Source organism: Erwinia sp. E_sp_B01_1, from assembly GCF_036865545.1.
Taxonomy (GTDB): Bacteria; Pseudomonadota; Gammaproteobacteria; order Enterobacterales; family Enterobacteriaceae; genus Erwinia.
The window spans coordinates 2142253-2157311 of the sequence record NZ_CP142208.1 but is presented as its reverse complement, the minus strand read 5'-3'; the positions used below and the strand labels follow the sequence as shown (position 1 = coordinate 2157311).

At 52.8% G+C, this 15059-nt stretch carries 11 protein-coding genes and 1 pseudogene; 2 read left to right on the top strand and 10 right to left on the bottom strand.

Features of this window, described 5'->3' with window-relative positions; all coding sequences use genetic code 11:
• Window positions 1–115: 115 nt before the first annotated feature.
• On the bottom strand, window positions 116–1282 hold the full coding sequence (locus VRC33_RS10370; protein ID WP_338563521.1) for a glycosyltransferase family 4 protein: 1167 nt from the start codon (window positions 1280–1282) through the stop codon (window positions 116–118).
• Between the two features lie 564 nt (window positions 1283–1846).
• On the opposite strand from VRC33_RS10370, the gene VRC33_RS10365 reads away from it, so the two are divergent.
• Window positions 1847–2872 (top strand): glycosyltransferase, encoded by a 1026-nt coding sequence (locus VRC33_RS10365; RefSeq protein WP_338563518.1) that lies wholly within the window; start codon window positions 1847–1849, stop codon window positions 2870–2872.
• Window positions 2873–2944: 72 nt separating this feature from the next.
• Here the strand turns inward: VRC33_RS10365 and VRC33_RS10360 are convergent, their stop codons facing one another.
• From VRC33_RS10360 to VRC33_RS10330, 7 genes and pseudogenes are all read right to left on the bottom strand, one after another.
• Window positions 2945–4612, bottom strand: coding sequence for a methyl-accepting chemotaxis protein (locus VRC33_RS10360; protein WP_338563516.1), 1668 nt, complete (start codon window positions 4610–4612; stop codon window positions 2945–2947).
• 315 nt (window positions 4613–4927) lie between these two features.
• The gene (locus tag VRC33_RS10355; protein ID WP_338563514.1) at window positions 4928–5461 is read right to left on the bottom strand and encodes a PadR family transcriptional regulator; all 534 of its coding nucleotides are present in this window, start codon (window positions 5459–5461) and stop codon (window positions 4928–4930) included.
• A 65-nt stretch (window positions 5462–5526) separates the two neighbouring features.
• Window positions 5527–6321, bottom strand: a complete 795-nt coding sequence (locus VRC33_RS10350) for a siderophore-interacting protein (protein ID WP_338564235.1) — start codon at window positions 6319–6321, stop codon at window positions 5527–5529.
• A 124-nt stretch (window positions 6322–6445) separates the two neighbouring features.
• The gene (locus tag VRC33_RS10345) at window positions 6446–7759 is read right to left on the bottom strand and encodes a sorbosone dehydrogenase family protein (protein ID WP_338563512.1); all 1314 of its coding nucleotides are present in this window, start codon (window positions 7757–7759) and stop codon (window positions 6446–6448) included.
• Entirely contained in the window at window positions 7759–8193 is a 435-nt protein-coding gene (locus tag VRC33_RS10340) for a DUF2231 domain-containing protein (protein WP_338563510.1), read from the bottom strand. The genes VRC33_RS10345 and VRC33_RS10340 overlap by 1 nt, the downstream gene beginning before the upstream one ends.
• A 129-nt stretch (window positions 8194–8322) precedes the next feature.
• A pseudogene (locus VRC33_RS10335) lies at window positions 8323–8747 on the bottom strand (DCC1-like thiol-disulfide oxidoreductase family protein).
• Window positions 8748–8939: 192 nt separating this feature from the next.
• Window positions 8940–10313, bottom strand: coding sequence for an NAD-dependent succinate-semialdehyde dehydrogenase (locus VRC33_RS10330; protein WP_338563508.1), 1374 nt, complete (start codon window positions 10311–10313; stop codon window positions 8940–8942).
• A 130-nt stretch (window positions 10314–10443) separates the two neighbouring features.
• Between VRC33_RS10330 and VRC33_RS10325 the strand changes: the two genes are divergently transcribed.
• Window positions 10444–11304, top strand: a complete 861-nt coding sequence (locus VRC33_RS10325) for a LysR substrate-binding domain-containing protein (protein ID WP_338563507.1) — start codon at window positions 10444–10446, stop codon at window positions 11302–11304.
• A 212-nt stretch (window positions 11305–11516) separates the two neighbouring features.
• Here VRC33_RS10325 and fabV read toward each other — a convergent pair whose 3' ends face one another.
• Entirely contained in the window at window positions 11517–12713 is a 1197-nt protein-coding gene (gene fabV / locus VRC33_RS10320; RefSeq protein WP_338563503.1) for an enoyl-ACP reductase FabV, read from the bottom strand.
• A gap of 206 nt (window positions 12714–12919) precedes the next feature.
• Window positions 12920–14578, bottom strand: a complete 1659-nt coding sequence (gene eptB / locus VRC33_RS10315; RefSeq protein WP_338563501.1) for a kdo(2)-lipid A phosphoethanolamine 7''-transferase — start codon at window positions 14576–14578, stop codon at window positions 12920–12922.
• Window positions 14579–15059: the final 481 nt, after the last annotated feature.

The following is a 15059-nucleotide window of genomic DNA, read 5'->3' as shown; positions in this document are numbered from 1 at the left end:
TGATTATTTCGTTCCGATTACAGATTGCAGCGCCCTTGCAGGCCAGGAAATAAAGTATGGGCAAAAAAAAGCCTCATTCTCAGAGGCTTAGAGGGTTGACTTACCAGAGGGGTTGCTACAATGAAGCGCCCTGACGGGCATAAAGCGCCTGCAGTTTTTGCTGATAGGCGGAAATATCATGCTCGGTTTTAATTCGTTCGATAGCTGCCGCCGCCTTCACACCGATCTGTTCCGGGTCCTGGACAATCGACAGAATAGTGGTTTTAAGCTGTGTGATAATGCGCTGACGCAACGCATCACGCACCTGAACAGAGGTCACCCGGTAATCCAGATCCTCATCCAGAGGATTGATAACCTGCCAGCCCGCCGTCACAGGGTTGATCTCCGGCAGAGCGCGGACGTTAGAGGTGATCACCGGGCATCCACAGGATTGCATCTCCAGAACTGAGAACCCATAGGTTTCGGCCCATGTTGGCAACAGGCCCACGTCTGCACGTTGCAGCAGGGAGAGCACCTGGTCATTCGGCATAAACCCCTGATGTTCAAACAGGCTGTGCTGAGAAATCAGCTTTTCAGTCTCTTTACTGAAGAACGGATCATCCTGATGCTGACCGTGAGCATAGTTAACTCTTTTCTCCAGATCGCCAATCAGCGTTACTCTGACCTGCTCAGGTTGCAGTAACCGTTCTTCTACAAGTTCACTAAAAGCGCGCACCACCTCGCCCCCTCCTTTACGGTAAAACTCATTACCAATAAAGACGAAATGCAGCGGATTTTGCGCCAGTCGCTTCTCGCGGTGGGTAACATGCAGGGCCTGTGGCGGATGCATCACCACGGTTTTGCCCATGATCGCTTCCCCCACTTCCGGAAGACGTTCAAACAGCCGCTTTTCCATCTGGTATGCCGCACCGGAAAGTGCAATCAGCGCTAAACAGTTATTCGCCACCAGCGCGGGTGCAAGCCGGTCCAGTTCAGGGAAATTGTCGCTTTTATTACCGCTTTTTTGCGGCAGGATACGCGGTAACTCCGTTTCAAAGGTGGCAATCCATTTGCGGCTGGTTAACGCAACTTCATTAAAAAGATGGAAAATATCAACCCGATCTTTGCCCGTTGTCCGCAGGGGCTTAAAGATGAAATTCTTTCTTTTGTGCAAAACCTTCATATTAAGAAGATTAATGTAGTAATAAAAGTTATTGGTTTTAAAGTTTACGTATTCAACATTATTGTTAACAATAATTGTCCGCTTCTCCGGATACTTATCATTAGAAATGCCCACGATCATTGTTGCCGCCTCAGTAAGGATAGCGCTTTGAGCACCGTTTGATTTAAAGGTGACGGGTACGTTTATTTTTATTCTTGCGCTTAGCTCACCATGAAAACCCCGGCCTGTAAACACCCGTTTATTCCTATAGTGATTACGTTAGCCGGGCAGTAAATTCATCAAGTGGCTGCACAGTATTAATTTATCTTTTATTAATTCAGGTGAGCCTTTAGAAATGTGAACCATTCTGAAGAGCGGGATCCCTCCGGGTCCTGATTACCTGTTTGTGTATTCATTGAAGACAAAGGGCTTTATTTTTACATGTTTAATTTCAATGATTTAAAATAAACCCCCTTGTCGCAACCGGGTGCTTCCTCTACCGGGTGCGGCTGACGTATATCCAGCCTGGCGTGGCATAACTCTGATTAGCGCGAATAATCTTATGAATAAGTATTAGTAAAATTAAGGAAAGATTTCCTCTGCTTGCGATTCCTCTGATTATAAATTGCCCTCCTGAGTATTTATTGACATATTTATTCCTTTGGCGCCTGATAGGTATATTAAAAACTTTCAGGCTGACTTGCTATGAAGCTCTCCGTTATCATTCCTGCCTATAATGTCGAAAACTATATTGTAGAGTGTATTGATTCTCTACTGATGCAGATTCCTGCTCCTAATGAATTAATCGTAATTAATGATGGATCTACAGATAATACGTTGGCACTGATTGAAAGCAAATATCACCACGTCAGTAACGTGCATATTTTCACCGTGGCTAATGGTGGTCTGGGCCAGGCTCGCGACTACGGTATAGCCAGAGCCAGTGGGGAGTTTGTTTTCTGTTGCGACCCGGATGATGTGCTGGCCCCCGGCTTTTTTAATGAGCTGAGCCAGGTCAGTAATGAACATCCGCAGCTGGATATGTTCTGTTTTAACTCCGTGATGTTTGATGATGATGCCGAAGCACGCACGCAGCCTAAACTGACCCATCAGCGCCTGGGTTTACTGCCGGCAAAGCAGGTGTTTACCTCCCTGCTGGAGACCGAAACCTATACCTCAGCCACCTGGAATTATGCGTTAAAGCGGGAACTCATTGTGCGTAACGGCATGAAATATTCCCGCCGCCTGCACGAAGATCATATTTTTACGGTGGAGGCTTATCTGCGCAGTGGTCTGGCTTTCGTCAGTAAGCATGTTTACTACAAACAGAGGATCAGAAGCGGTTCGCTGACTAACAGCGTTCGTGACGATCGCTTCTACCGTCAGCGTTATGAGGCCTTTTTAGGTTCGTATAACATGCTGATGATTTTACTGGATAAGGATCCTGACCGGGACTATCTGAAACGTCTGTATGCCATCCACTCTTTCAAGCTGATGATGTACCTGTACATTTGGGATAATGCCGCCCCGCCGCACTATATTCTGGAGGCGGTTAAGTATCTCGGCCGTGATTTTAAGCCGGGCAGCCTGATCAATCTGATCCTGTTAAAACACCCCGGATTGTATGCCTCACTGATCCGCATGAAGCTTAACCGTCGCCTGGCTAAAGAGCAGAAGATGCTGGTTGCAGAGAAGCGTGGTGCTTCTGCTGCCAGCCATAACATGCACTGACGGCCCAAAAAAAAGCCCCTCCTCTCTTCAGCTCAGGGCTGAGAGCAGGCGGGGCTGAGGGTCAGACTCTTATCAGAATGCTTCCCAGTTCTCTGATGAATTACCCGGGGCGGCCATCACCGGCGATTTCATGGCCCGCACCGGGGCGGATTTAACCGGAGCCCTGCCGATCCCAGCCTCAGGTTTCAGGCGGAAGACGGCTACTGCACTGTTCAGACGAGCCGCCTGCTCTTCCAGCGACTGTGCAGCAGAAGAGGATTCTTCTACCAGCGCGGCATTCTGTTGCGTAACGCGATCCAGTTCCGATACCGCCAGCCCTACCTGACTGATCCCTTTACTCTGCTCCCCGGATGCCGAAGAGATTTCATCCATAATGTCCCGAACCTGCTTAACTGAGATCACAATCGCCTGCATGGACTCTTCAGCCTGACCGGCCAGTTTCGATCCGTTCTGAACGCGGGCAGAAGATTCAGCAATCAGGCTGTTGATGTCCTTAGCGGCTACGGCACTACGCTGTGCGAGGTTACGCACTTCTCCGGCTACCACGGCAAAGCCACGGCCATTCTCACCGGCGCGCGCGGCTTCTACTGCGGCGTTCAGTGCCAGAATATTGGTCTGGAAAGCAATGCTTTCGATTACGCCGGTAATTTCGGCAATTTTCTTTGAACTGCTCTCAAGACCGAAGATGGTTTTGATGACGCCATCGACAATTTCGCCGCCCTTCTCTGCGGTATCTGATGCGGAGAGCGCAAGTTTAGCCGCTTCAAGCGAGTTTTCTGCATTCAGCTTCACCGTGGCCGTGATCTGCTCCATGCTGGCAGCCGTTTGCTCCAGCGATGCCGCCTGCTGTTCCGTGCGGGCAGAGAGATCGTTATTGCCTGCGGCAATTTCACTGACGCCGGTGAGGATAGTGTCAGAACTGTCACGGACGTTGCCTACGGTTTTAACCAACGCCAGCTGCATGCCTGCCAGCCCGTTAAGCAGCACGGCCATTTCGTTACGCGCCTTGCGCTCAACGTCTATCGACTGAGTAAGATCCCCCTGTTCGATAGCCCGGATATGCCCCAGCGCCAGCGTTAACGGCTGGATCAGCACGCGCTTCATCACCTGCCAGCAAAGCCCGATAAAGAACAGCACCACCAGCATGATGCTGCCCAGCAGCCAGAGCATCTTGCCGTAGGCCAGATTGCTGCGGTTGGAAGCCTCTTTCGACAGATGGCTGATGGCATCGCGCCAGTGGTTATAATCCTGCTCCATAGCGAGCTGGACAGGGGCGATATTCAGGCCAAACAGCCCCGGCATATCCCGGTTGGCGGCAATGCCAATCAGGCTGGTCAACTGCGAAGAATAGACCTGATAGGTCTGAGCCAGACGGTCGTTCAGCGCGGGATCGAGCCCCGGAATAGCGGGACCGGACTGATATTCCCTGAACCAGCGGTCTGCCAGCGCTATCTGTTCCCTGCCATGCTGAACCATGCCTTCAACTTTACCGCTTGAAGGCCCTTCCTTTTGCAGCCAGACCAGCACGCGGTTGCTGTCAGAACGGGCAGCATTCAGGGCATACCAGGCGTTGGTGAGTGCCATCACTTTGTCATTCGCGGATGACGCAGTCTGAAAGCTGTCTTTGTTATCGCTAAGTGAAGAGAGGAACAGAACGCCGGCAACAAGCTGGAGTAACCCGAAGGCCACAATACTGCACAGCAGAAATGATGAAGTTTTAATACGGTTAAAAACTGACACGGCACTACCCTTTTAAACGTGACTCAAGTCACATTTATCGGCAGAGTTACCGGTAACATTAGGGCCATATCACATTTAACAATGAGGCGACTTCTTGATTAACAGGGATTAAGCTTCACCTGAACAGACAGATTCAGCGTTGCCAGCCTTAATAAGAATCAGCAGACGACTGACGAATCCAAAGCGATGGGAGCCTGTGCCTTGAACAAAGCATCACGGGCCATGTATGGCCCATGCTGAGCTGGATGGCGCTTTTTGCGTCTTTGTGAGAGGCACAGGCTTCCGGAGCCTGCACTTTGTCAATCATCTCAGCTTTCAGCTTCGCTCAATTTTCTTTGCAGCTTCATCCAGCGCATCGATAATATCGTACAGCGTTTGCTGCGCGAGATCCGGCTGGGAAAGGCGGGCGTTGAGCGCCATTTTCATATTCAGGATGGCGCGTTCCACTTCAGGGATACTGCGGTTATTCACCAGCACCGCCATAGAAGTGAGTCGGCCAATAATGGCCTGCAACACCGGCTGGTTCAGACTGAGTTGCCGCTCGCCTTCCGCTTCAAGCCGGAACGCCTTGCGGGCAGCCTGAGGATCCTTCACGCGGATGCAGTCCATCTCCTCAAGCAGGGTCAGGTTAGGATAAATAATGCCCGGACTGGGGCTGTATTCTCCCCTGGATAACTCTTCAATTGATTTAATCAGCTCATAGCCGTGGGCCGCGCCCTGCGAGATAAAGTGCAGGATCAGCAAACGGATATCGCTGGCATCCAGCATTTTTTCACGCCGCTTTCTGCGCACTTTGGCACAGGCTTCCTGCGGTGTGGGCTCCTGAGAAGAGTGGGAAGAAAATTTCATCGCCTGCCTGAGCATGATTCAAGGGGGGACGATAGTAAATGACCCCCCGGTAAATTTCAATAAACCTACTTTTGGTGCCAGTAAGCCACGGCACGGACAAAATCGGTCTCCCGCTCGCGGGCCCCTGTAAAGTAGTCGCTTAAGCTTTTAACCGCGGCGCCCTCGCCCGTCAGCCAGATGAAATAGTCCTCATCGGGCAACGCCAGCTTATCAAGTTCAGAAATCAGTGCCGTCACGCCCTGGCTGTTCATGGAGCCGCTGCCAAGCCAGGTCACCTCGACATGATCAACATCGCCCAGATAAGCCTGACCGGTGGCCCGATCGGCCCAGGCGTAGAGCCTGATGCGGCTGCCGCTGAGCGTTTGCAGGCGTCGTTTAAAGGCCGGAAGCCCGGTTTCATCACAGACATAGAGCTGGAAATCATAATCTTCCGGCACCACAAGAGAGCCACGCGGCCCGCCGATGGCCAGTTTGTCACCCGGCTGCGCTCTGGCTGCCCAGTCGCTGGCAATGCCGGACTGGTGGAGGTAAAAGTCCAGGGTCAGACTGCGTTGACCATCGAAAAACAGCGGCGTGTAGTCGCGGGCAACAGGTCTGATGCCCTCTTTCCATACCACCCCGTCTTCGGTGATCTCCGGCAGGTGAAATTCACCGGTTTTCGCATCGGGGAAAAAGACTTTGATATGGTCATCAAAACCCGCTGAGGTGAAGCCTTCCAGCGCTTCTCCACCCAGTTCGATACGGTAGAAGCACTCTGCGATTAACGTTTTGGCCTTCACTTCCACCGGACGAAAACGCAGTTCATTTCTTACCCGTCGCGGGACGCGGCGGCCTGATTCAACACTCTCTGACAAAATTATTCTCCCTGATAAAAGCAGGCGAACCCGTAATTGTCTCGCCTTATTGAATGCCCTGAAATATATCTATGATATATCTTGATCGCAAGAACATTTCGCCGGGAGCGCATTACGGGTTGCCTTTCCGTTAAGGCGTTTCTGCCGCTGAGACCCGCCAGACAACGTTTCCGCCATCATCAGCTATCAGCAGCCCACCCTGTTTGTCCATTGTCAGCCCTACTGGCAAACCACGCACTTCCTTCTGATCCTCAGTAAGGAAACCTGTCACTACGGGTTTTGGCTGGCCCACCGGCTTACCGTCCTTAAAGGCTACCCAGGTAACCTGGTAGCCATTCAGCGGCTTACGGTTCCAGCTTCCGTGTTCACTGATAAAGGCGCCACCCCGGTATTGCGGCATATTGTCGCCGCCATAGAACCAGAGTCCCAGCGGCGCAACATGGGAGCTGAGGGCATAGTCAGGTTTGATCGCTTTTTTTACCAGGTCCGGGCGCTGAGGAGTGACGCGCTCATCAACATGCTGGCCGAAATAGCTGTAGGGCCAGCCGTAAAAACCGCCTTCCTGTACCGAGGTCAGATAGTCAGGCACCAGATCGGCACCGATTTCGTCACGTTCATTGACCACTGCCCAGAGCTTGCCCGTTTGCGGCTCCCACTGAATACCCGTGGGGTTACGCAATCCACTGGCATAAATACGGCTGGCCCCGGATGCCGCATCCACTTCCAGAATATCGGCACGGCGGTATTCGGCACCGATGCCATTTTCGGTGATATTGCTGTTAGACCCGACGCCCACATAGAGTTTGCTGCCATCAGGGCTGGCGAGCAGCGATTTGGTCCAGTGGTGATTTATCGGGCCGCCCGGCAGTTCGGTCAATTCCGTGCCCGGATCGGTGATTTTCGTTTCACCGGTCTGATACGGATATTTTCTCAGCGCATCGGCATTGGCGACATAAAGCGTATTGCCAATAAGCTGCACGCCAAACGGCGAGGAAAGATTCTCGAGGAAGGTGTGTTTTTCCCAGGTTTTCCCGTCGCCATTGCTGTTTCTCAGCAGCGTGATGCTGTTACCGCCAGCCCCGCCTTTTCCGGAAGCGCTTTGAACGAGCCCGGTAATCAGCTGCTTAGGCTGCGTTACCGGCGATTTTGGCCCGCTGGCTTCCACCACCAGAATGTCGCCATTGGGTAGCGTGTAAAGCTGACGCGGATGCTTCAGTCCTTCCGCAATCTTCTCTATTTTCAGCCCTTCTGCCACTTTGGGCATTTCACCCTCTTTCCAGTTTGCGCCACTGGGCACCTTCATTGGGGGGATCAAAAAGTTTTGTGCCGATGGCAGTTCGGGATTGGCACCAGTCTGACGGGAAGGATCAATTTTTGCACTGTTATCACAACCGGCAATAACCAGCGGAACTGACAGGGCCAGGAGCATTAGCGGCTTATTCATCAGATAACCTCCTGAGTACGGCTGCGCAGGCCGAGATGGACGTTCGAGAACAGCAGCAGTAAAACCACCAGCGTGGAGAGGATCACGCCAGCAGGCACCACGGCAAATGCATCACGGCTGTGAATAAAGGCGTTAAAGATCGAAAGAATGATAGCCAGTAGCCACGCCCAGAAATGGGCTTTAGTGGCAGGTCCCTGAGGATAAGAACGGCCAATCCAGACCTGCACAAGATTGATCAGACGAGGAATAATTGCGATCAACAGGCCAAAAGTAATTAACCAGCTGGCAGCTTTGATCCACATAATTTCCGTGCTGAAAATATAAATAATATCGAATATCCACGCGGCAACGAAAAAACCGAGCGGGACCGGATTAAACAGCGAATAGAGTGCCACGGCCACCGGGGAGTGGCGCGAGGATGTCGGGGATGTCATTCATGATCTCCTTTTACAAAACGTACGTGAAGGGGGGCTTGCCAGCCGCCGGCTTCACACCTGACTGTAAAAGGTTAGTAAATTTAATGACTATCTGTATGAGAATGTGAACAAAAAAGCCCGCACCCTCTATTCCAGAAACCGATCGGGGTGGTCAGCTCTGGGCTGCTGATACTCGCTGTAGCGCCCGAACAGACGATAACGATTACTGGCAATCAGGTTGTAACAGCGGTTACTCAGGGCTTTGGGCAGATAGCGCAGTACGCCAAACATCCGCCAGGGGAAAGGAAGCCATTTCATTACGCGGAAAATTGCGTCTGCCCGGAAATAGGTTTTCCCCCCTCCATCAGGACGATGGTATTGACATTGTCTGGCGACATCCCGGCCCGTACCAGCAGCTCGCGGCCCTTGCTGGTCTGCACGGCGGCCAGCCTGACGCGGTGTTTTCTGTCGTGACGGATCAGGAAATTAACCCAGCCGGTACACAGCTTACAGACGCCATCGTACAACACGATATGTTCAGTCGGCTCAGGGGAAGCTTCAGGTTGACTCATGGCATTATCCGTTCCGCTCAGAAGATTGTTAAAAAAGGGTTAGCTGCCAGCAGCATTGCTCTATTTTAGCGTAGTTTACTTATCTGACATCGCTGACTTGCCGGGGCATGAGGGGGGCGGGGATTTCAGGCAGCCGGCCCCTTGCTGCTGAAGGGGCCGGATCAGGTTCAGGGTTATTGTCAGTTCGCTGACTCAGCCTTCCTGCCAGACCGTCTGGGCGTTGGTGAATTCACGAATACCGAAATGAGAAAGTTCACGGCCAAATCCGCTGTGCTTCACGCCGCCAATGGGAACGCGCGGGTCAGAGAAGCTGGGTGAGTTAATAAACACGCCGCCGGTTTCAATCTTCGCGGCCAGTTCTCTGGCTTTCGCCACGTCACGGCTCCAGAGGCTTCCACCCAGGCCGAACTCTGAATCGTTAGCCATCGCAATCGCCTCATCAGCATCTGACGCCCGGATCAGTGAAGCGACCGGGCCAAACAACTCCTGACGGAAACTGGTCATGCCCGGCTTTACATTGCTCAGCACGGTTGGCGCGTAGAAGTTAGCCTCGCCGGGAATAACGTGGCCGCCGAGCAGGCATTCTGCCCCCTCTTTTAACGTGGCCTGCACCTGCGTATCCAGCTCATCACGCAGATCAAAACGCGCCATTGGGCCGATATAGGTCGCTTCATCGCGCGGATCGCCCAGCTTCATCGCCTTTACCGCTGCGACGAATTTATCACGGAAGGTGTCAAAGACGGCGGCTTCCACAATGATACGTTTAGCGGCAATACAGATCTGCCCACTGTTCATAAAGCGCCCTGAGATCGCCCCTTTTACCGCCGCGTCGATATCTGCATCGGCAAGCACGATAAAGGCATCGGCACCGCCGAGCTCCAGCACGCTTTTCTTGATAGCCGCACCGGCCATCCCGGCAATGGCTGCCCCGGCACGCACGCTTCCCGTTAAAGTGACAGCGGCGATACGACGATCGTTGATCATTGTTGCCACCGAGTCGTTATCGGCGTTGAGCACGTTAAACAGCCCATCCGGCACGCCTGCTTCGATCAGCACAGATTTCAGCAACATCGCGCTGCCCATGACGTTAGGTGCCGGTTTCAGCAGGTAGCTGTTGCCTGCCAGCATAATTGGCACGGCACCGCGCAGAACCTGCCAGATCGGGAAGTTCCACGGCATCACTGCAAGGATCGGCCCCAGTGGCAGATACTGCACAAAGGCTTTTTCAGTCAGGGTGGGTTCCGGCTTCAGGAACTCAGGCCCCTGCTCTGCATACCATTCACACAGGTTGGCACTTTTTTCCACTTCCGCCAGCGACTGGGTAACGGGCTTGCCCATTTCGTCGGTCATCATCTCTGCCAGTTCACGGGCGTGCTTACGCAGACCGCCGGCAATCTTCAGCAAAAGCTGGCTGCGTTCGGCAATTTCACTGCCACGCCAGGCGCGGTAAGCACTCTCCGTCTGCTGCAAAGCCGCTTCCACTTCGGTTGAGGACGCGAAAGGCGTGTGAAGCATCACTTCACCGGTGAAAGGATTACGGGATACGGCACCGTTTAAAGTTGTCATAAAATTCTCCTGAATCGCAGCGGGTAAACCACGGGATAAATGAATTAACAGAATGCGCTCATCATAGCCTTGCGGATGATTCATGAAAAATGAATAATAATGAAAATATCTTACTCATATTGAGAATGTAATGGATCTGACCCAGCTGGAAATTTTCCGCGCCATTGCCGAAGAAGGCAGCGTTACAGCGGCCGCTGAACGTCTGCATCGTGTGCCCTCCAATATCTCAACCCGACTGCGACAGCTTGAAGATGAGCTGGGCGTTGAGCTGTTCAGCAGGGAGAAATTACGGCTGCATATTACCGATGCGGGCCGCACGCTGCTTGACTACGCCGGCCGGATTCTGGCTTTAACGGAGGAGGCGCGAGAACGTGTGTCCAGCCAGACGCCCTCCGGCGTCTTCACGCTCGGGGCAATCGAAAGCACGGCGGCTGTACGCCTGCCGCCGCTGATTGCCCGCTATCATCAGGCCTGGCCCGGGGTAGAACTGGATCTCTCCACCGGCCCGTCGGGTGAGATGACCGAGGGGCTGCTTTCTGGCGAGTACAATGCCGTGTTTATTGATGGCCCGCCCAAACATCCCCAGCTGGAGGGTATCCCGGTTTTTGCCGAGGAGATGGTGCTGATCTCGTCGCTGAGTCATCGGCCCGTGACGCGTGCCGCTGATATTAACGGCGCCACTATTTATGCCTTCCGCGCTAACTGCTCTTACCGTCGGCTGTTTGAAAACTGGTTTGCGCAGGATGAGGCTGCTCCCGGCAAAATTTTTGAAATGGAGTCCTATCATGGCATTGTTGCCTGCGTCAGTGCCGGTGCGGGGCTGGCAATGATCCCGGAGAGTATGCTGCAGAACATGCCGGGCAGAGACAGCGTGCTTGCCTGGCCACTGGCTGAACAGCGGGGGCATCTGAATATCTGGCTGGTGTGGCGTAAAGGCAGGAGTTCGGCCAACCTGCGGGCCATGGTGGAGATGCTGGAGAGCAAGCCATAAAAAAGCCTATCCGGAGACAGGCTTACAGAGTGCTGACGAAACCCAAAGCGATGGGAGCATATGCCCTGAACAAAGCATCACGGGCCATGGACGGCCCGTGCTGAGCTGTCATGGACGGCGCTTTTTGCGTCTTTGTGAGAGGCATATGCTCCCTGAGCCTGCGCTGTTCTCAAGCCTGTCCGGGGACAGGCTTTTATTCAGCATCAGCGTGGTTACATCTGGATCAGATTTTTGATCTTCACGTCCGGATTAACGTCAGCTTCATAATCCACGCCCTGCAGGCCAAAGCCAAACAGGTGCATGAACTCGGCTTTATAGCCCGCGAAATCGGTCAGTTCGTTCAGGTTCTCGTTGGTCACTGTAGGCCACAGTTTTACCACTTCGTCCTGCACTTCCGGCTTCAGCTCTTTGTAGTCGGCACGCAGACGGCCCACTTCATCCAGAATTGGCGAAGCACCGTACAAACTCTCTTTAAACAGGCCGTAAACCTGCTCGATGCAGCCTTCGTGGGTGCCTTTCTCTTTCATCACTTTAAACAGCAGTGACAGATAAAGTGGCATCACCGGAATAGCAGAGCTTGCCTGAGTTACAACGGCTTTCAGCACGGAAACGCGCGCATCACCGCCCTTTTCAGCCAGCGTCTCACGAATATTCAGTACACGCTTGTCCAGGTCTTTTTTGGCTTCGCCAATCGAACCGTTCCAGTAGATATCGTGAGTGATCTGCTCGCCCAGATAGGTGAAAGCGGTGGTTTTTGCGCCATCGGCCAGCACGCCAGCCGCGTTCAGGTCATCGATCCACATCTGCCAGTCATCGCCGCCCATTACCGCTACGGTGCCGTCGATCTCTTCCTGAGTCGCCGGTTCCAGGGTGATGTCAGTGATGGTTTCTTTATCGGTGTTCAGACCGCGAGTGGTCAGCGTTTTACCCACTGGCTTCAGGGTGGAGTTGAACACTTCACCGGTTTTCGGGTGAGTACGGCGGGGAGAAGCCAGGCTATAAACCACCAGATCAACCTGACCCAGATCCTGTTTGATCAGCTCGATGGTTTTCTGCTTAACCGCGTCGGAATAAGCGTCACCGTTGATGCTTTTCGCATACAGGCCTTTGGCCTCTGCCAGCTCTTCAAAAGCGGCAGAGTTGTACCAGCCAGCCGTTGCCGGTTTGGTCTCTTCGCCTGCACGCTCAAAGAACACGCCAAGGGTATCAGCTTCACAGCCGAAGGCCGCAGAGATGCGTGCTGCAAGGCCGTAACCGGTAGAAGCACCGATCACCAGCACTTTTTTCGGGCCGTTGGCAATTTTGCCCTGGCTGGTGACGTACTCGATTTGCTTCTCAACGTTAGCTTTGCAACCCGCCGGATGGGCAGTAACACAGATAAAGCCACGGATGCGTGGTTTAATAATCATGTCGACCTCAATGGATACTGTCTCAGTAAATATGGGCAGTAGAATACCCGCTTGTGCCGGTTCAGGCAAAGCTAACGGCCAGATGTTGGCTTTTCGCGCCGCCGTTTGCTCACTCTTCGCGCAATTAACCCATGCGTAAACAGCCAGTTATCCTACTGTCAGAGGCAACGAGGGCAGCCCAGGGGCCGCCCTCGTCTCCCGGATAATCACTTAGCGACGTGACACCAGTTACGCAGTTCGTTGATACCGCCATCTGGCGAAGTGTAGCCCATGCAGCCCAGGATGCTGTCGAACAGCTTTTCGTGGAACACCGGCGTTTTGTCCTTAGCCAGGGTTTTCAACTGCTGGAATGCGCTGGCATTGTAGGGCTGCTGCAGGAACTTATCAGAGGCCCAGACCATAATAGGTACGGTGCGTTGAGCCATCGGCGCTTCGTTACGTGGCGTGCCGTGGAAATGCATGTTTTTCGAGATCGATTCACCGTGGTCAGAGGCATAAAACACAATGGCATTTTTGTCTCTGAGCTGGTTAAACACCTGTTCCAGCACATGGTCGGTATACAACAGGCTGTTATCGTAGGAGTTCACCATCTCTTCGGTTGAGCACTGATCGTCTATCCCTTCGCACTCTGGCTTATAGCGGGCAAACGAGCGAGGGTAACGTTCGGTATAGAGATAATGAGAACCTTTGGTGTGCAGCACCACCAGATGTTTCCCCTGGGGATGCCGCTCGATAGAATCCTTCAGCTCGCTGACCAGCGCCATATCATCTATCGGCTTGCCGACGTTACGCTTTTCAGACTGGATGGTTTCACGCAGGGCGTAGTCATCCGTCATGACTTTGTTATAGAACCAGGCTTCACTCTGCATGGAGAACAGCTCAGAAGAGAAGCCCTGCTTTTTCAACACCGAGAAAACGTTCATCTCTTTCAGCGTGCGCTGTGGCGCTTCAGATGCGCCCCCTTCCCTGACAAACATGCAGCGCAGCGAGAGTTTGGTGGAGGTATCACAGGAGTAACCCTGCAGTGCGGCCAGGTTCGGCTCTTTGTCCAGATTCGGGGTGTTATCACGGTCATAACCGTACAGACCCATGTGATCGCGTCGGGCACTCTCACCGATAACAAAGACCACATAGAGGTCTTTCACATCCTTTGGCGGGGTATAGGTAAAGTGTGCAGCGGGATCGAACAGGTTCCGGCTGTCTTCTGCCTGGCTCCAGGAGCTGTAGGCCAGCAGGCCCATACCGGACAGCCAGTTTGACGGGGAGTAAGTGCCGGCTACCACGCCGCCGTAACTCGCCATCATCCGGTTATGCTGTTTATCCATCTCATCCTGATGGTTGCCCATCACCTTCAGCGGCACCCAGCAGCAAAGAGCGGCCGCCAGCATGACACCGGCACGGCGCAGAAACGCCAGGCTGTTTTTGCGACGCACTGAGGCCTCCGGCATGGGTGAAAGCCAGAGCATCAATACCGGTAATAAACTCACCAGCACTACCCATAACGAAAAATGCCAGCCTACGGATTCTTTTGACAGGTCCAGACTGTCGGTGGCCATTACGGCAGCGATGATGCCGTAGCCAATATCGACGTTGAAGAAGATCATGTAATAGCTGGCTGCTACCGAGAACACCACCAGCAGCGTGATTAAAATTCTGAACAGCCAGCGACCGGCCAGCGACGCCAGCAGCGTGGTAAACAGCACCAGCATAAAGGCCGCCACCATTTCGATACCGGTGGAGAGGGCTGCGTCATAGTGGAGTTGATGAAAGCGGCGGATAAAAATGGGCAGGTTGAGCAGGATCCCGATATAAAAAGCGATAAAACAACACACCCGAGTCTGGGTCAAAAAATGCAATTTTTTCATCTGGTTCTTCGTAATTGCTGGTGAATGTCATGCCAGAAACAGCGCGTTAGCGATCTGCAAGCTGCCACAGTAATGCGTAAGCAGAGTGTCAGACAAAGTAAAGAAACAGGAGTTTAACGAAACGGAAAAAAAGCGGGTGTTATAATGTAACGAAAAGTGAGTGAGCCCCTCTGCCTTGAACTGGCCCTGCTTATAAACCTTCAGCCACCCCGCTGTTTCAGCCGCGTTTCTTCAGAGTTTGATCGCATTCAAAGTTTTAGAAAATAAAGCCGTAGCACCGGCTATGCACTTAGATTGCATAATTATAAGAATAATTCTCATCTGGCCTGCTGTCGGGCTGCAAAGATTAACTATTTATTCGGCGTTTCCCTCCCCCACACTCATTCACCATTAAAATTCACATGAAATTAACCAAATAGTTACATGAATTAGTGGTAGATTCCGTTTCGCAGAAGTCAGATGCACCAAATCCTCCCTGGTT